This window comes from Klebsiella planticola ATCC 33531 (assembly GCF_000735435.1).
Taxonomy (GTDB): Bacteria; Pseudomonadota; Gammaproteobacteria; order Enterobacterales; family Enterobacteriaceae; genus Klebsiella; species Klebsiella planticola.
The window spans coordinates 1-17110 of record NZ_JMPP01000068.1; the positions used below are offsets into that span (position 1 = coordinate 1).

16 protein-coding genes and 1 pseudogene are annotated in these 17110 nt (G+C 55.8%); 3 read left to right on the forward strand and 14 right to left on the reverse strand.

Annotated elements, in window-relative coordinates; translation table 11 throughout:
• Positions 1–3: 3 nt before the first annotated feature.
• The 3 genes from crl to gpt all read right to left on the reverse strand — a co-directional run bounded on the left by crl (position 4) and on the right by gpt (position 2270).
• Positions 4–402, reverse strand: a complete 399-nt coding sequence (crl, locus tag GRPL_RS00780) for a sigma factor-binding protein Crl (RefSeq protein WP_032689367.1) — start codon at positions 400–402, stop codon at positions 4–6.
• A 57-nt stretch (positions 403–459) separates the two neighbouring features.
• Entirely contained in the window at positions 460–1704 is a 1245-nt protein-coding gene (frsA, locus tag GRPL_RS00775; RefSeq protein ID WP_032700757.1) for an esterase FrsA, read from the reverse strand.
• Positions 1705–1811: 107 nt separating this feature from the next.
• Positions 1812–2270, reverse strand: coding sequence for a xanthine phosphoribosyltransferase (gene gpt, locus GRPL_RS00770; protein WP_004858267.1), 459 nt, complete (start codon positions 2268–2270; stop codon positions 1812–1814).
• Positions 2271–2527: 257 nt separating this feature from the next.
• Between gpt and pepD the strand changes: the two genes are divergently transcribed.
• Complete coding sequence (pepD, locus tag GRPL_RS00765) at positions 2528–3985, forward strand: cytosol nonspecific dipeptidase (protein ID WP_032689369.1); 1458 nt, start codon at positions 2528–2530, stop codon at positions 3983–3985.
• 40 nt (positions 3986–4025) lie between these two features.
• On the opposite strand, the gene GRPL_RS00760 is transcribed toward pepD, so the two are convergent.
• The 9 genes and pseudogenes from GRPL_RS00760 to GRPL_RS00720 all read right to left on the reverse strand — a co-directional run bounded on the left by GRPL_RS00760 (position 4026) and on the right by GRPL_RS00720 (position 11737).
• A complete protein-coding gene (locus tag GRPL_RS00760) occupies positions 4026–4481 on the reverse strand; it encodes a GNAT family N-acetyltransferase (protein WP_032696604.1) in 456 nt (151 codons plus the stop codon).
• 2 nt (positions 4482–4483) lie between these two features.
• Positions 4484–5539, reverse strand: a complete 1056-nt coding sequence (gene dinB / locus GRPL_RS00755; protein ID WP_032696605.1) for a DNA polymerase IV — start codon at positions 5537–5539, stop codon at positions 4484–4486.
• Positions 5540–5676: 137 nt separating this feature from the next.
• Positions 5677–5892 carry a (Na+)-NQR maturation NqrM gene (nqrM, locus tag GRPL_RS00750; RefSeq protein WP_032689392.1) on the reverse strand — a complete coding sequence of 72 codons (216 nt, stop codon included), beginning with the start codon at positions 5890–5892 and terminating at the stop codon, positions 5677–5679.
• 2 nt (positions 5893–5894) lie between these two features.
• Positions 5895–7118, reverse strand: a complete 1224-nt coding sequence (gene nqrF, locus GRPL_RS00745) for an NADH:ubiquinone reductase (Na(+)-transporting) subunit F (protein ID WP_032696606.1) — start codon at positions 7116–7118, stop codon at positions 5895–5897.
• An 11-nt stretch (positions 7119–7129) separates the two neighbouring features.
• The gene (gene nqrE / locus GRPL_RS00740; protein WP_032689372.1) at positions 7130–7726 is read right to left on the reverse strand and encodes an NADH:ubiquinone reductase (Na(+)-transporting) subunit E; all 597 of its coding nucleotides are present in this window, start codon (positions 7724–7726) and stop codon (positions 7130–7132) included.
• Between the two features lie 6 nt (positions 7727–7732).
• Positions 7733–8371 (reverse strand): NADH:ubiquinone reductase (Na(+)-transporting) subunit D, encoded by a 639-nt coding sequence (locus GRPL_RS00735; protein ID WP_004858245.1) that lies wholly within the window; start codon positions 8369–8371, stop codon positions 7733–7735.
• Positions 8364–9159: pseudogene (locus tag GRPL_RS00730) on the reverse strand (Na(+)-translocating NADH-quinone reductase subunit C). Before GRPL_RS00730 ends, GRPL_RS00735 begins: the two are co-directional and overlap by 8 nt.
• Positions 9152–10390, reverse strand: coding sequence for an NADH:ubiquinone reductase (Na(+)-transporting) subunit B (locus tag GRPL_RS00725; protein ID WP_032689393.1), 1239 nt, complete (start codon positions 10388–10390; stop codon positions 9152–9154). The pseudogene GRPL_RS00730 and the gene GRPL_RS00725 overlap by 8 nt, the downstream one beginning before the upstream one ends.
• 3 nt (positions 10391–10393) lie before the next feature.
• A complete protein-coding gene (locus GRPL_RS00720) occupies positions 10394–11737 on the reverse strand; it encodes a Na(+)-translocating NADH-quinone reductase subunit A (RefSeq protein ID WP_032700758.1) in 1344 nt (447 codons plus the stop codon).
• 410 nt (positions 11738–12147) lie between these two features.
• Between GRPL_RS00720 and dpaA the strand changes: the two genes are divergently transcribed.
• The gene (dpaA, locus tag GRPL_RS00715; protein ID WP_015585090.1) at positions 12148–12888 is read left to right on the forward strand and encodes a peptidoglycan meso-diaminopimelic acid protein amidase; all 741 of its coding nucleotides are present in this window, start codon (positions 12148–12150) and stop codon (positions 12886–12888) included.
• Here dpaA and GRPL_RS00710 read toward each other — a convergent pair.
• Together GRPL_RS00710 and lpcA are read right to left on the reverse strand one after the other, a co-directional pair.
• Positions 12859–13626 (reverse strand): class II glutamine amidotransferase, encoded by a 768-nt coding sequence (locus GRPL_RS00710; RefSeq protein ID WP_032689375.1) that lies wholly within the window; start codon positions 13624–13626, stop codon positions 12859–12861. The two genes, dpaA and GRPL_RS00710, sit on opposite strands and share 30 nt — an antisense overlap.
• A 107-nt stretch (positions 13627–13733) precedes the next feature.
• Positions 13734–14315: a D-sedoheptulose 7-phosphate isomerase gene (gene lpcA / locus GRPL_RS00705; RefSeq protein ID WP_004099149.1), complete on the reverse strand. Its 582-nt coding sequence runs from the start codon at positions 14313–14315 to the stop codon at positions 13734–13736.
• A 238-nt stretch (positions 14316–14553) separates the two neighbouring features.
• Between lpcA and fadE the strand changes: the two genes are divergently transcribed.
• Positions 14554–16998: an acyl-CoA dehydrogenase FadE gene (gene fadE / locus GRPL_RS00700; RefSeq protein WP_032696610.1), complete on the forward strand. Its 2445-nt coding sequence runs from the start codon at positions 14554–14556 to the stop codon at positions 16996–16998.
• Positions 16999–17110 lie beyond the last annotated feature (112 nt).

The following is a 17110-nucleotide window of genomic DNA, read 5'->3' on the forward strand; positions in this document are numbered from 1 at the left end:
ACATCAGGCCCGCAGTCTGAGCGGCTCGCTAAAGTCATCGGCGGGTTCCAGCTTCAGACTGAATGTCGCCAGCAATGCCTTAGCCCGGTCGTGGAAATCACGCAGCGTTTTCTCAAGTTTCTCGCTGACTTCCGGATCGTCGATAGCCACCGGTCGCCAGACCCCTTCTTTATCGAACAGGCCAAACTGATAGCTGTAAGTGAAGCGTGATGTCTGTGCTTCCATCTCCATCCACCATCCCCAGAACTCTCGTTTTTCCGGGGCGGGTTTTACATTGACGCAAACTGCCAGGCAATCGAAAAAGAAGCGATTGTCTTCACACTGCTCTTCGCGAATATAAGGGCCAAGAGCCGTGAATTTCTTAATCAGCTTACTCTTGAGGTGTCCACTCGGTAACGTCATTGCGATCTCCTTTAGTGATGCAACTGTTTTACCAAATCAATAAAATTTAGCAATATATTAACTAAATCTATGATTGATCCAGCGGGCAATCTGGCGCAATGCGCGATCGAAATTGTGATAAACGGGCTTAAATGGAATCTCAAGCAGCTTGCCATCGGCGGATGACGAGGTAATTAAGCGCGATTCCTCTTCCGGGCTGAACGGATCGTTTTTCCAGAAGCCGGAAAGCATCGGCGTCGGACAGCGACGGCCCAGAAGCCCCTGGGTTTTTAATGAGTAGCGGTTCAGCTCGATGCGCAATGCTTCATCAGACGCATCGTGCATGCCCAGCCGCGATGCCAGAACGTCGAGATACATTTCCGGAACCCGGCCCTGGTGCAGCGGATCCACCAGCAGGTTATGCACCACCGGGCCAAGGCAGGCCACGGCTTTTAAGCGCTGCGGCTCCAGATAGCCCAGACGGACGGCGACATTCGCCCCAAAACGGAAACCGAACGCTGCGACCCGGGTATGATCGACCCACGGAACATTCGTCAGGTGCCGCAACGCATGCTGATGCAGCAGGCTGGTATCCTGGGTCAGTTTCCATTTTGACGAGAAGCCTATCGAAGGCATATCCAGCGTCAGCATAGCGATCCCCAGCGGCGCAAAGTAGTTCTCATACAGGCTGTAGTAGTCCGTCTGCAGCGCATCCAGCCCGCCGCACATCAGAACCACCGGGAACGGACCTTCGCTTTTCGGCATATGTAAAAAGCCGGTCACCGGCGCGCCGCCGGGCACAGGAAACTCCAGCTCGCGCAGCTCGCCCGGCAGGCGAAGCGCGGCCTCTTCATAGGCCCGATTAGCCAGCGCCTGCGCCTGTTCCGCCAGCTCGTCACCTTTAATATGCGGATAGGCGGCAATGCTATAGAGATTGGATGCATGCAGCCAGTGGCGCCCGCTGTTCAGCGGATCGGCTTCCTGCCCGGCCTTTTGCTGCCAGATCATCGCCTGTTTGGCCCATTCGAAAATCCAGTTGCCACCACGATAGCCCACCACGGTGTCATAAAGCTCCGGATCCGTACGCTCAGCATCGCTCATCACAATGCGCGCCTGCACATCCAGGATCTCCTGTGGCGCCACGCCACGCCAGATCCACATCAGACGGTTAATCAAGCGATACCAGTGATCGACATTACTCCCGTCAAGCGCAGAGTGGATCGGCTGTTGCGAACCCGACGCAAACCGACGCACCAGCGTAGACGTCTCTGGATGTTTGAATCGAGGTTTAAACAGTGTTTCGCTAAGGTTAGCTTGTGACATGTGCAGCCTCCATCGTGTTGCCACTCCGGACTATTGTAACCTGCATACGGGCAAAAAAAACCACGCCCGGCATAACCGGGCGTGGTAAATAGCACTCACCTTGTAAATTAACGACCTGAGATCGGCGGTACGAACACCACGCCCATGTCCCACGGTTGTTCAATCCAGGTATCCTGCGGAATATCAACAACATAATCATCAACCAGCGGACGACCAGCCGGTTTAGCAAAAATGGTAACGAAGTGTGCTTTTGGGTACATTTCGCGAATAGCGACGGCGGTACCGCCGGTATCGACCAGGTCATCGATCACGATGAAACCTTCACCATCCCCTTCAGCGCGTTTCAGGACGGTCAGCTCGCGCTGGTTATCGTGGTCGTAGCTGGAAATGCAAACGGTATCAACATGACGAATACCCAGTTCACGCGCCAGTAATGCACCCGGTACCAGACCACCGCGGCTTACGGCAATAATGCCTTTCCATTGTTCAGAAGGCATCAGACGATTGGCCAGTTTGCGGGCGTGAATCTGCAACATGTCCCAGGTGACGACGTATTTTTCGCTCATGTGAAGTGTCCCAGCCTGTGTTATACGGCTTAAATGATGTTCGAGGGGGAAAATGGTTGCGCGAGATTATAGAGATCTGACGCACTAAAAACCAGTGTTAAGCGGCCATCCCAGCGCTTTTTGCGTTGTTTACACTACCAGTCGGCGTGGAAAGTGGTATTCTCAACCCCACCGCGCAAGCCTGCGCCTGTTGTATTTTTTATTGCTAACCCTCGACCTGTAAAAGACTTTTGCAGGCGATCGTAAGGAGACTCATCGTGTCTGAATTGTCTCAATTATCCCCGCAGCCGCTATGGGATATTTTTGCCAAAATCTGTTCCATTCCCCATCCGTCCTATCACGAAGAACAACTCGCTGAACACATCATGGGCTGGGCAAAAGAAAAAGGCTTACACGCAGAACGCGATCAGGTTGGCAACATTCTGATTCGTAAGGCCGCCACGGCCGGTATGGAAAACCGTAAACCGGTTGTTCTGCAGGCGCACCTTGATATGGTGCCGCAGAAAAACAACGACACCGTTCATGACTTCACCAAAGATCCGATTCAGCCGTATATCGATGGCGAGTGGGTCAAAGCGCGCGGCACCACCCTGGGCGCGGATAACGGTATCGGTATGGCTTCTGCGCTGGCAGTGCTGGCTGATGACAACGTCGTACATGGCCCGCTGGAAGTGCTGCTGACCATGACCGAAGAAGCCGGCATGGACGGCGCATTTGGTCTTCAGGCTAACTGGCTGCAGGCCGATATTCTGATCAATACCGACTCCGAAGAAGAGGGCGAAATCTATATGGGTTGCGCCGGCGGTATCGACTTTACCTCAAACCTGGCCTTAACCCGCGAAGCGGTTCCGGCAGGTTTCCAGAGCTTTAAGCTGACCTTAAAAGGGCTGAAAGGCGGTCACTCCGGCGGCGAAATTCACGTCGGCCTGGGGAATGCCAACAAGCTGCTGGCCCGCTTCCTCGCAGGTCATGCGCAAGAGCTGGACCTGCGTCTGGTGGATTTCAACGGCGGCACCCTGCGTAACGCCATTCCGCGTGAAGCGTTCGCCACCGTCGCCGTCGCGGCCGACAAGGTCGATGCTCTGAAAGCGCAGGTCGCCACCTATCAGGACATCCTGAAAAACGAACTGGCGGCAAAAGAGAAGAACCTGGTGCTGCTGCTGGATGCCGCCGCCAATGACAAAGCGGCCCTGACGGCGCAATCCCGTGACGGCTTTGTGCGTCTGCTTAACGCCACGCCAAACGGTGTTATTCGTAACTCCGACGTGGCAAAAGGCGTTGTAGAGACCTCTTTGAACGTCGGCGTCGTGACCATGACCGATGACAATGTCCAGATCCACTGTCTGATTCGTTCGTTGATCGACAGCGGCAAAGATTACGTAGTCAGCATGCTGGATTCGCTGGGTAAACTGGCGGGCGCGAAAACCGAAGCCAAAGGCGCATACCCGGGCTGGCAGCCGGACGCGAACTCGCCGGTGATGCATCTGGTGCGTGAAACCTATCAGCGTCTGTTCAACAAGACGCCGAACATCCAGATTATTCACGCCGGCCTGGAATGCGGTCTGTTCAAAAAACCGTACCCGAATATGGATATGGTCTCCATCGGGCCAACCATTACCGGCCCGCACTCTCCGGATGAGCAGGTGCATATCGAAAGCGTGGGTCAATACTGGACGCTGCTGACGGAACTGCTGAAAGCGATTCCGGCGAAGTAAGTTACGGCAATAAACGGCCCGGATAACGGCGCGTGGCGCCTTATCCGGGCCGTCTCATCTTCTCCATCCGATAATTAATAAACGTCTCGCCGCGCACCGCCACCTGCTGTTCTTCCTCGACCCTGAAACCATGCCGTGCAAAAAACGGTTTTGCCGTAATGCTCGCGTCGACCGTCAGGGAGCCGTGCGGTATCTGCGCAAACAGTTCCTGGAGCAGCGCGCTGGCAATGCCTCGACGGCCATACTCCGGCGCCACAAACAGGAGATCGATATAGCGGTCCACGGCGCTGATAAACCCGACTGGAAGCGGGTCAATGACCGCGACCCACACCCGAGAATCCCTCATTTTGTGTCGCCAGCGGGCCTCGTCTATCTGCGCCCAGGCGGCTATCTGGCGGGGGGAATAATCATGGCTGGCGGTCTCTTGTACCGCGCGCAGAAAAATGGCGCCCAGCGCAGTAAAATCATCGTCGCGATAAGGTCTGATCTTCAGCATCGTTATAACCCCAGTACCAGCTGCCGCTCCAGTTGAGGATCAAGCAGCGTTACATGCAGCCCGACCAGCCGCACTCCGCGACCGCCCCGCCGCTCGTGCCAGGCTTTATAGGCAGTGGAAAGCAAATCCTCTTTATTCAGACGCGGCCAGACGTGTTCCTGAGTGGTCAGCTGAAAATCATTGAATTTCAGCTTTACCCCCTGACGAGCAATCAGAAGGTCCGGCTTGACCTTCAGCACCCGCCGTTCCAGCTCCTGATAGAGGTTCTCAATGATGCTCTCACAGGCAGACCACTCGTGGATATCCTCCACCAGCGTACGTTCAACGCCCACCGATTTACGCTGTCGGGTGTTGTTGATCTCCCGCTCATCGATTCCCTGGCTACGCTCCCACAGGATACGACCAAACTTACCAAAACGGCGGAGCAGCATCGCCAGGTCGCTTTTCTGCACATCTTCACAGGTACGTAGCCCCATGCCTTCCAGCTTTGCGGCTGAGACTTTCCCCACGCCGGGGATCTTCGCCAGCGGCAGGGTGCGGACAAACTCCGCGACCTGATGCGGCGCAATCACAAACTGACCGTTGGGTTTATTCATATCGGAAGCAATTTTCGCCAGAAATTTTACCGGCGCGATACCGGCGGAGGCGGTCAGTTGAAGCTCGTGAAAAATGGTCTGGCGAATCTCTTCCGCGATCAGCGTGGCAGAGCCCTGGCAGTGAACGCTATCGCTGACGTCGAGATACGCCTCATCCAACGACAGCGGTTCAATCAACGACGTGTAGCGAGAGAAGATTTCCCGGATATGGGACGAGGCCTCTTTATAGGCATCAAAGCGGCCGGGTAACAGGGTTAAATGCGGGCAAAGCTTGAGGGCCATCGCGGTCGGCATCGCGCTGCGCACGCCAAATTGGCGCGCCGGATAGTTGGCCGTGCTGATCACCCCCCGCTGTACCCGGCTACCGCCAATGGCAATGGGAATATCACGCAGGGCTGGATTATCCCGCATTTCCACGGCGGCAAAAAAGCAGTCCATATCGACATGGATAATTTTGCGCATACTCAGCCCTCAACGATAACTGGTTAAGTATACAGTAATAATACAAGGAATGAGAAGTGGGGTTTGTAGGCCTGATAAGCTTACGCCATCAGGCCATAATGCGCCGGCGGCGCAAGCTTGCCGGGCCTACGGAGAGATCAGAGGATCCGATTTTGCTGGCGCTGCGCTTCGCGCGCGATGCGCTTTTTACGCGCATCGCACGGCTCCGGGCAGTCGCAGACCTTCTCAAGCCCCAGCGATGAGATACCGCCGCAGCTGCCCTGGAGACTTTTGCGCTTTATCAGATATCCTAAAGACATCCCCAGAATCACCAGCGCGAAAATGACGAAGGTTGCCACAAACACCGTCAACATCATTAACCTCCAAAGTCATCCAGCATGATGTTGTCATCCTCAACGCCAAGATCTTTTAGCATCTTGATCACTGCGGCATTCATCACCGGCGGCCCACACATATAAAACTCGCAGTCCTCCGGCGCCGGATGATCGCGCAGGTAGTTTTCATACAGCACATTGTGAATAAAGCCGGTGTGGCCGTTCCAGTTATCTTCCGGCAGCGGATCGGAAAGCGCCACGTGGAAGGTAAAGTTCGGATTTTCACGCGCCAGCTGCTCAAACTCATCGTCATAGAACATTTCACGCAGCGAACGCGCGCCGTACCAGAAGCTGATTTTGCGCTTGCTGTGCAACCGTTTAAGCTGGTCGAAAATATGCGAACGCATTGGCGCCATGCCGGCGCCACCGCCAATAAAGACCATCTCTGCATCCGTCTCTTTAGCGAAGAACTCACCAAACGGCCCGGAAATCGTCACCTTATCACCGGCTTTCAGCGACCAGATATACGAAGACATGATCCCCGGCGGCGCGTCCGGCACTTTCGGCGGCGGCGTCGCGATACGCACGTTGAGCATAATGATGCCCTTCTCATCCGGATAGTTCGCCATCGAGTAGGCGCGCAGCGTCGGCTCTTTAACGTCGGAAACATAGCGGAACAGATTAAATTTATCCCAGTCCGCGCGGTACTCGTCCGGCACGTCAAAATCGGCATATGCCACTTTATGCGACGGACATTCAATCTGAATATAGCCGCCCGCGCGGAACGGCACGCTTTCGCCTTCCGGGATGGCCAGCTTCAGCTCTTTAATGAAAGTCGCTTTGTTATCATTAGAGATAACTTCACACTCCCATTTTTTGACGCCAAAAATCTCTTCCGGCAGCGCGATCTTCATGTTTTGCTTCACGGCAACCTGGCAGGCCAGACGGCAGCCCTCTTTCGCCTCGCGTTTGGTGATATGGGAAAGTTCGGTAGGCAGGATATCTCCGCCCCCCTCCTTGACCGTCACCCGGCACTGGCCGCAGGAACCGCCGCCTCCGCAGGCAGAAGAGATAAAGATCCCGTTGCTGGACAGCGTATTCAGCAGCTTATCGCCCGCCGGCGTGCGAATCTGTTTATCCGCTTCATTATTGATTTCAATAACCACATCACCGGCGTTGACCAGCTTCGAGCGCGCCGCCAGGATTAACCCCGACAGCACCAGCACGATCAGCGTGAACATCACGACGCCAAGAATAATTTCCATACTTTCCGCCCTTATAGCTGCACACCGGAGAATGACATAAAGCCCAGCGCCATCAGACCTGTGGTAATAAAGGTGATCCCTAACCCGCGCAGACCCGCGGGCACATTTGCGTATTTCATTTTTTCGCGGATGCCCGCCATCGCCACTATCGCCAGCATCCAGCCGATGCCGGAGCCGAAGCCATACACGATGGATTCCGGGAAGTTATAGTCGCGCTGCACCATAAAGGAGACGCCGCCAAAAATAGCGCAGTTCACGGCAATCAGCGGCAGGAAGATCCCCAGCGCGTTGTACAGCGACGGGAAATACTTATCGAGGATCATCTCCAGAATCTGCACCAGCGCGGCGATCACCCCGATAAAGGTGATGAAGTTGAGGAAGCTCAGATCGACACCTTCCACCAGCGCACCGTCACGCAGTACGAGGTTGTAAATCAGGTTGTTCACCGGCACGGAAATGCCGAGCACCACCGTCACCGCCACGCCAAGACCGAACGCCGTGGAGACTTTCTTCGACACAGCAAGAAACGTACACATGCCGAGGAAGAAGGCCAGCGCCATGTTTTCAACAAACACCGCGCGGACAAAAAGACTGAGGTAATGAGCCATAATCGGTTACTCCTTCTCCTGCTGTTCCGGTTTCCAGCTGCGCAGCGCCCAGATCAGCAGACCGATGATGAAAAACGCGCTCGGCGCGAGCAGGAACAGGCCGTTCGGCTGATACCAGCCGCCGTTCTGCACGGTTTGCAGCACGGTGACGCCAAACAGTTTACCGCTGCCGATAAGCTCACGCAGGAAACCGACAATCATCAGAATGGCACCGTATCCCAGACCGTTACCAATACCGTCCATAAAGCTCGCCAGCGGCGGCGACTTCATGGCATACGCTTCCGCACGCCCCATCACAATACAGTTGGTGATGATAAGCCCGACAAACACCGACAGCTGTTTGGAGACTTCATAGGCGTAGGCGCGCAGCAGCTGATCGACCACGATCACCAGCGAGGCGATGATCGCCATCTGCACGATAATGCGCACGCTGTTGGGAATATGGTGGCGGATCATCGAGATAAACATGCTGGAAAACGCCGTCACCAGCGTTACCGCGATCGTCATGACGAATGCGGTTTCCAGTTTGGTGGTCACCGCCAGCGCCGAACAGACGCCCAGCACCTGCAAGGCAATGGGGTTGTTGCTGATCAACGGCCCGACCAGCACCCGTTTTACTTCTTTCATCTCATCGAGCTCAGCCATTGTTCAGGCCTCCTTCACGAATCTGCTTGAGGAACGGACCAAAGCCCTGCTCCCCCCATCCAGAAATCAAAACTGTGCTGCACGCCGTTGGAGGTGAGCGTTGCGCCGGAAAGGCCGTCAACCGCATAGTCATCCCCCTGACGTGCGCCGCCTTTCACCACTTTCAGCGCAGGCATACCGCTGTCGTCGAGCACTTTTTTACCGATGAACTGTTGACGCCAGGCGGGGTTTTCCACTTCGCCGCCGAGGCCCGGCGTTTCGCCCTGATCGTAATAGGTGATGCCTTTCACGGTACGGCCATCGGTATCAAGCGCCACAAAGGCGTACATCATCGACCACAGGCCGTTGCCGTAAATCGGCAGCACCACTTCCTGAACCTTTTTCTGCTCGTCTTTCACAAGGTAGATTTCCACCACGTTAGTACGACGCTTGATGCCCGCCGGATCCTGGCTGGCCTCCAGCACGGTACTTTGCTCAGGATCTTTCAGCGCCAGCCCCTGATTGAAGAAGTCCGGATCTTTTTCCAGCAGTGCGCCGCTTTTCAAATCCAGCAGCCGCGGAGTGATACGCTCGGCAAACACCGAGGCAATCTCCTCCTGCTTCATGTCCGGCTGCATCAGCCCGGCGACGGAGAGAATGTTACGCTGTTTATCGAGCGCTTTTTGCTCCTGCTGGCGCGGCTTCAGCCCCACCGCAGAACCGGCAACAATGACCGAGCAGACCAGGCAAAGCACCAGCACCACCAGCAGCGTTTTGCCGATGCTATCGTTACTTTTTTTCTCAGCCACGCGACTTCCTCCGCTTGATATTGGCCTGCACCACCAGGTAATCGAACAGTGGCGCAAAGAGGTTGGCAAACAGAATGGCCAGCATCATCCCTTCCGGATAGGCCGGGTTCACCACGCGGATCAGTACGCACATCGCGCCAATCAGCGCACCGTATGCCCACTTTCCTTTGTCGGTGAACGACGCCGACACCGGGTCAGTCGCCATAAACATCATGCCGAAGGCAAAGCCGCCGAGCACCAGATGCCAGTACCACGGCATGGCGAACATCGGGTTGGTATCAGAGCCAATAACGTTAAACAGCGTTGCCGTGGCAATCATGCCAATCATCACCCCGGCGACAATGCGCCAGGAGGCGACACGACCGAAAATGATGATGGCGCCGCCAATCAGAATCATCAGCGTCGAGACCTCGCCGATGGAGCCCGGAATATTGCCGAGGAACGCATCCATCCAGCTTACCGGTTGGCCGCTGGTGACATTCACCAGCGCTTCACCGCCGCGGCTCGCCCACTGAGAAAGCGGCGTTGCGCCGGAGAAACCGTCCGCCGCCGTCCACACCAGATCGCCGGAAATTTGCGCCGGATAGGCAAAGAACAGGAATGCGCGCCCGGCCAGCGCCGGGTTGAGGAAGTTACGGCCGGTGCCGCCAAAGATCTCTTTGCCAATCACCACGCCAAAACTGATGCCCAGCGCCGCCTGCCACAACGGCAGCGTCGGCGGCACAATCAGCGCGAACAGAATGGAGGTAACAAAGAAGCCTTCGTTGATTTCGTGTTTGCGCACGATGGCGAACAGCACTTCCCAAAAGCCGCCGACGATAAACACGGTGAGATAAATGGGCAGGAAGAATACTGCGCCCAGCCCCATCATGCTCAGCCAGCCCGCATCCGGGCCAAAGCTCACCCCCAGCCACTGCGCCACGCTATAGTGCCAGTGGCTGGCGATCACCTGCTGCAGCTGCTCCGCGCCGTAGAGTTTGTGTAGCGCCGGGATAGTTTGCAGACCAACGTTGTACATGCCCCAGAACATCGCCGGGAACACCGCCAGCCACACCAGGATCATCATCCGCTTGAGGTCGATGGCATCACGGACGTGAGAGGCCCCTTTCGTCACCTGACCCGGGGTATAGAAAATGGTCGCCGCCGCCTCATACAACGGGTAGTACTTTTCCAGTTTGCCGCCGTGGGTGAAATGCGGCTCAATTTTTTCCAGCAGATTTTTCAAACCCATCACTTATCCTTCCTGCTCAATGCGGGTTAAGACGTCACGCAGCAGCGGGCCGTATTCATATTTTGCCGGGCAGACGTAGGTGCAGAGCGCTAAATCTTCTTCATCCAGCTCCAGGCAGCCCAGCGCCTGCGCGCTGTCGGTGTCTCCCGCCAGCAAATCCCGCAGCAGATGTGTCGGCAGAATATCCAGCGGCATCACGCGCTCGTAGTTGCCGATGGGAACCATCGCACGCTCGCCGCCGTTGGTATCCGTTGAGAAACTGAACAGTTTGTGTTTGAGAAAATGTCCGAGCGTGGTGCGGGTAATCGAAAATTTGTCTTTGCCCGGCATCACCCAACCAAACAGCTCTTTCTCACGCCCTTCCTTCACGACGCTCACCTGCAGGTGATAGCGGCCAAGGAACGCATACGGCCCCTGGGCGTGGGTGCCGCTCAACACCGAGCCGGAAATCACCCGGTTTTCCCCCTCCAGCAGCTCACCGGCCAGCAGTTCATCAAGACTGGCGCCGCAGCAGGACTCGATCAGCCGCGGCTCTTTGACCTGCGGGCCCCCGAGCGCAATCACGCGTTCGCTGTAAAGTTCCCCGTCGAGAAACAGCCGACCGATAGCGATAACATCTTGATAGTTAAGGTACCAGACCTGCTTCTTCAGGCTGACGGGCTCAAGGAAATGGATATGGGTGCCAGCCAGCCCGGCCGGATGCGGTCCGGCGAACTGGTTAAAGGTCACCTGCCCTGACGGGTGGCCACCGAGCTTGCCGCCGCTGGCCTGGCAGACATGAACTTTGCCATCCGTCAGGCTGGTGAGCACGGTGAGTCCCGCATCAAAGGCCTCACGGCGGGCCAGAATAATCGGTTGCGGATCCGCCGCCAGCGGGTTGGTATCGATAGCGGTCACGAAAATCGCCGCCGGTACGCTACCCGGCGCCGGCGTTTTACTAAACGGACGGGTGCGAAATGCCGTCCATTGGCCGGAAGTCAGCAGCTGCTGCTGCACGGTTTCCCGCGCCAATCCAGCCAGATCGCCCGGCGCATAGCGGGGGAAAGAGACGGCCTCATCGCCGTCGACATCGATAACAATGGATTGCAGAACCCGACGTTCGCCGCGATGGATGGCGCTAATCACCCCAGCCGCAGGTGCGGTAAAGCAGACGCCGGGGTTCTTTTTGTCTTCGAAGAGGATCTGCCCTTTTTGTACCCGGTCACCTTCGCGCACCGCCATTGAGGGGCGCATACCAACGTACTCCTCGCCCAACAGCGCGACGCGTTTGACGGCAACCTGAGAAGTTTTCTGCTGTGATGGCATGCCAGCTATGGGCAGATTCAGCCCTTTCGTAATTTTAATCATATCGTTAGCAGGTATCCGTAACCTAAACCTCGATATCAGATCGAGGCCAGCAACATTGATGGGAAATCAGAGAAAAGGAAAAGCTGAGTCCTGGCGATTCACAAGACGGGAGAGAAGCATCCTTTCTTACCCTGATCGTTAAGCGGCGCAAGTGTAACATTTCGTGAGCGGCGTCAGTAGATAAACCACCATTAACTACCTATAAAATGAGATCTATTGCGCAAAGTTCTGACTGCGCTTTGACGTCGGATTCGCTATAAAGGACAACTAAATTGTAAACGCGGCAAGGCCGCGCTTGCGAAAAAATGCCGTGATGCTAATGTGAGCGCTCTAAATCCAGAAAAGTCTGATTTCGGGTATCTCTTGCCGTCCTGGCAATGTGGTTTTTGATTTATCAAGGAACAAGCAGTATGCGCAAAATCGCATTATTTATTGCGATGCTTCTGTTGCCGTGCGTTTCATTTGCTGGGTTACTCAGCAATAGCGGCTCGACGACGCCGGTTAGCAAAGAATACAAGCAACAATTAATGGGTTCCCCGGTTTACATTGAGATCTTCAAAGAAGAGCGCACGCTCGATCTCTACGTCAAAATGGGCGAAACCTACCAGCTACTCGACAGCTACCGGATCTGTAACTATTCCGGCGGTCTGGGGCCGAAGCAGCGTCAGGGCGACTTCAAAAGTCCGGAAGGGTTTTATAGCGTGACGCGCAATCAGCTCAAGCCTGACAGCCGTTTCTATAAAGCCATTAATATCGGCTTCCCGAACGCCTACGATCGCGCTCATGGATATGAAGGTAAATACCTGATGATTCACGGTGCCTGCGTATCCATCGGCTGCTACGCGATGACCGATACCGGCATTGATGAGATTTTCCAGTTTGTGACCGGCGCGCTAGTGTTCGGCCAGTCCAGCGTACAGGTCAGCATTTATCCTTTCCGCATGACCAACGCCAATATGGAACGCCACAAATACTCCTACTATGCGGATTTCTGGAAACAGCTGAAGCCAGGCTACGACTATTTCCAGCAAACCCACAAGCCGCCGGTTATCTCAGTGGCCGATGGCCGCTATATCGTCAGCAAGCCGCTCAGTCATGAAGTTATCCAGCCGCAGCTGGCTTCAAACTACACGGTCCCCGAGGCAAAATAACGCCCACTCGCCTGGCATGATTTTATGCCAGGTCTCGTTGCCGGTCAGCGGCTGAGTGGCGATAACGGTGACCACATCGTTGGGTGTGGTCTCCCGTTGAAAATCGATTTCCACGTCCTGATCCAGTAACGTTGCCACGCCAAACGGCGCCCGCCGCGTTATCCAGTGCAGATTCGTCGAACAAAACGCCATCACGTAACGTCCGTCCGACAACAGCATATTGAAGACGCCTTTTTCCCGCAGCGAGCCCGCCAGGGTCGCGATAAAGCTGAACACTTCAACCATGTCGTCCGGCGTCCCCGAATAGCGCTCGGTCAGGCAGTGCAGCAGCCAGCAGAAGGCTTTTTCGCTGTCGGTCTCGCCGATCGGCTGGAGATTGCCCGTATCCAGGGCCTCATAGCCCTCTAACTGGCCGTTATGAGCATAGGTCCAGTTGCGTCCCCACAGCTCGCGGGTAAATGGATGGGTGTTTTCCAGCGCAACGATACCGCGGTTAGCCTGGCGAATATGGGCGATAACCGAGCACGATTTGATGGGATAGTCCTGAACCAGTTTGGCAATCGGCGACTGGAAGCTGGGCTGCGGATCTTTGAATGTGCGACAGCCTTTACCTTCATAAAAGGTAATACCCCAGCCATCTTTATGCGGGCCGGTGCCGCCACCGCGCTGAACCAGCCCGGTAAAGCTAAAACAAATATCTGTTGGCACATTCGCGCTCATCCCGAGCAATTCGCACATACATCACCTCTACGCACTTTCAGGCAGTGCCGGGTAGTGCACTGCTTACCCGGCCGACAACTCAGCCCGCAGGTCGGGCAAACACTGTGCCGCCCGACACCATGTCATCAGGCCTTAACCATCTCTTTTTCGATCAGCATAATCAGAATATGAATCACTTTAATGTGAATTTCCTGAATACGATCGGCATAACCAAAATGCGGCACGCGAATTTCAACATCGGCGGAGCCGGCCATTTTACCGCCGTCTTTGCCGGTCAGCGTGATGACTTTCATCCCCTGCGCACGGGCAGCTTCAATCGCCTTAATCACGTTGCCGGAGTTGCCGGAAGTGGAGATACCCAGCAGCACATCGCCGGCGCGCCCCACGGACTCGACGTAGCGGGAGAAGACATACTCATAGCCAAAATCGTTACTGACGCAGGACAGGTGGCTGACGTCTGAAATCGCAATCGCCGGATAGCCAGGGCGATTCTCACGATAGCGCCCGGTCAGTTCTTCTGCAAAGTGCATCGCATCGCAGTGGGAACCGCCGTTACCGCAGGAGAGGACTTTACCACCGGCCTTAAAGCTATCAGCCAGCAGCACCGCGGCACGCTGAATCGCGTGAATATTAGCTTCGTCCTGCAGAAAGTTAGCCAGCGTTTCCGCCGCTTCGTTCAGTTCGTTACGAATAAGATCCTGGTACATGAGGATAATCCTTCAGTATGGTTGGAATAACCCTGGCAGTGTACCGGATAGGCGCCGAAGCGAGAAGCAGCAGCCGACGTTATCCGCCGTGGTTTTGCTTTTACGTGCCGCATTTACGTACAACAATGTGAGCAAGGTTGTAATTATTTTGTAAACACATTGCTAAAGCCAATAACATCCACTACAACCATATCATCACAAGTGGTCAGACCTCCTACAAGACAGGGAGCATTTCTCTATGATGATTTTGAGTATTGTTGCAACCGTTGTTTTACTCGGTGCGCTCTTCTATCACCGAATTAATCTCCTGCTGAGCAGCGTGATTTTGCTCGCCTGGACCGCCGCGCTTAGCGTGGCCGGGCTGTGGAATATCTGGCTGCTGGTACCGCTGGCGATTATCCTGCTGCCGTTCAACTTTGCGCCGATGCGCAAGTCAATTTTCTCGGCGCCGGCATTCCGCGCATTCCGTAAGGTGATGCCGCCAATGTCGCGTACCGAAAAAGAGGCCATCGACGCGGGCACAACCTGGTGGGAAGGCGACCTGTTTCGCGGGACGCCAGACTGGCAGAAGCTGCACAACTATCCGCAACCGCGCCTGACCGCCGAAGAACAGGCGTTCATCGACGGCCCGGTAGAAGAAGCCTGTCGCATGGCGAACGATTTTGAAATCACCCATGAAATGGCCGATCTGCCGCCGGCGCTGTGGGCCTACCTGAAAGAGCATCGTTTCTTTGCGATGATCATTAAGAAAGAGTACGGCGGCCTGGAATTCTCCGCTTACGCTCAGTCACGGGTGCTGCAAAAGCTCTCCGGCGTTTCCGGTATCCTGGCGATTACCGTCGGCGTACCGAACTCCTTAGGCCCGGGCGAACTGCTGCAACATTACGGTACAGAAGAGCAGAAAAATCACTATCTGCCGCGCCTGGCGCGTGGTCAGGAAATTCCGTGCTTTGCGCTGACCAGTCCGGAAGCCGGCTCTGACGCCGGAGCCATCCCGGACAGCGGCGTCGTCTGCATGGGCGAATGGCAAGGTGAGCAGGTACTGGGCATGCGCCTGACCTGGAACAAACGTTATATCACCCTCGCGCCTATCGCGACCGTCTTGGGTCTGGCCTTTAAACTCTCCGATCCTGACCGTCTGCTGGGCGGCGAAGAAGATCTGGGCATTACCTGCGCGCTGATCCCGACCAGCACGCCGGGTGTCGAAATTGGCCGTCGCCACTTCCCGCTGAACGTGCCGTTCCAGAATGGTCCGACCCAGGGGAAAGACATTTTCGTGCCGATCGATTACATCATCGGCGGCCCGTCGATGGCCGGTCAGGGCTGGCGGATGCTGGTGGAATGTCTGTCCGTGGGACGCGGCATCACCCTACCGTCTAACGCCACCGGCGGACTGAAATCCGTGGCGATGGCGACCGGTGCCTATGCCCATATTCGCCGTCAGTTCAAAATCTCCATCGGTAAAATGGAAGGCATCGAAGAGCCTCTGGCGCGTATTGCCGGTAACGCATACGTGATGGATGCCGCCGCTTCGCTGATTACCTACGGCATTATGCTGGGAGAGAAACCGGCGGTGCTGTCGGCTATCGTCAAGTACCACTGTACCCATCGCGGCCAACGCTCAATTATTGACGCCATGGATATCACCGGCGGGAAAGGCATCATGCTGGGCGAAGGTAACTTCCTCGCCCGTGCCTACCAGGGCGCGCCCATTGCCATCACCGTGGAAGGGGCCAATATCCTGACCCGTAGCATGATGATCTTCGGTCAAGGGGCGATTCGCTGCCATCCGTACGTACTGGATGAAATGGCCGCCGCGCAAAACAATGATGTTAACGCTTTCGACAAACTGCTGTTTAAACACATTGGTCATGTCGGCAGTAACAAAGTCCGCAGCTTCTGGCTGGGCCTGACCCGCGGGCTGACAAGCAGCACGCCGACCCGCGATGGCACCCGTCGCTACTACCAGCACATGAACCGTCTGAGCGCGAACCTGGCGCTGCTGTCCGACGTCTCCATGGCGGTGCTGGGCGGAAGCCTGAAGCGTCGCGAGCGCATCTCCGCGCGTCTCGGCGATGTCCTGAGCCAGCTCTATCTCGCCTCCGCGGTGCTGAAACGCTATGACGATGAAGGGCGCAATGAAGCAGACCTCCCGCTGGTCCATTGGGGCGTCCAGGATGCGCTGTATCAGGCAGAACAGGCGATTGACGATCTGCTGAAGAACTTCCCGAACCGTTTTGTCGCCGGCGCCCTGCGCATTGCTATCTTCCCGACCGGCCGTCACTACGACGCGCCGTCCGATAAGCTGGATCATAAGGTGGCAAAAATCCTGCAGGTACCGAGCGCAACGCGTTCACGTATCGGCCGCGGCCAGTATCTGACCCCGAGTGAACATAACCCGGTCGGTCTGCTGGAAGAGGCGCTGCTTGATGTCATGGCCGCCGATCCGATTCATCAGCGTATCTGCAAAGAGCTGGGTAAAAACCTGCCGTTTACCCGTCTGGATGAACTGGCCCGCAACGCGCTGGCAAAAGGTTTAATCAATCAGGATGAAGCCGATATTCTGAGCCGTGCGGAAACCAGCCGTCTGCGCAGCATTAACGTTGACGATTTCGCAGCCGATGAGCTGGCGACCAAACCGGTAAAGCTCCCGGAGAAAGTCCGCAAGGTTGAAGCCGCATAAAACAATAACCGTCACCACATCACGACCAGGGCGGGGAATTTCCCCGCCTTTCTTTTTTACCCGTCGACCGACATTCACCTGTCTGCGTTATCATTTTTTTAACAACATATTC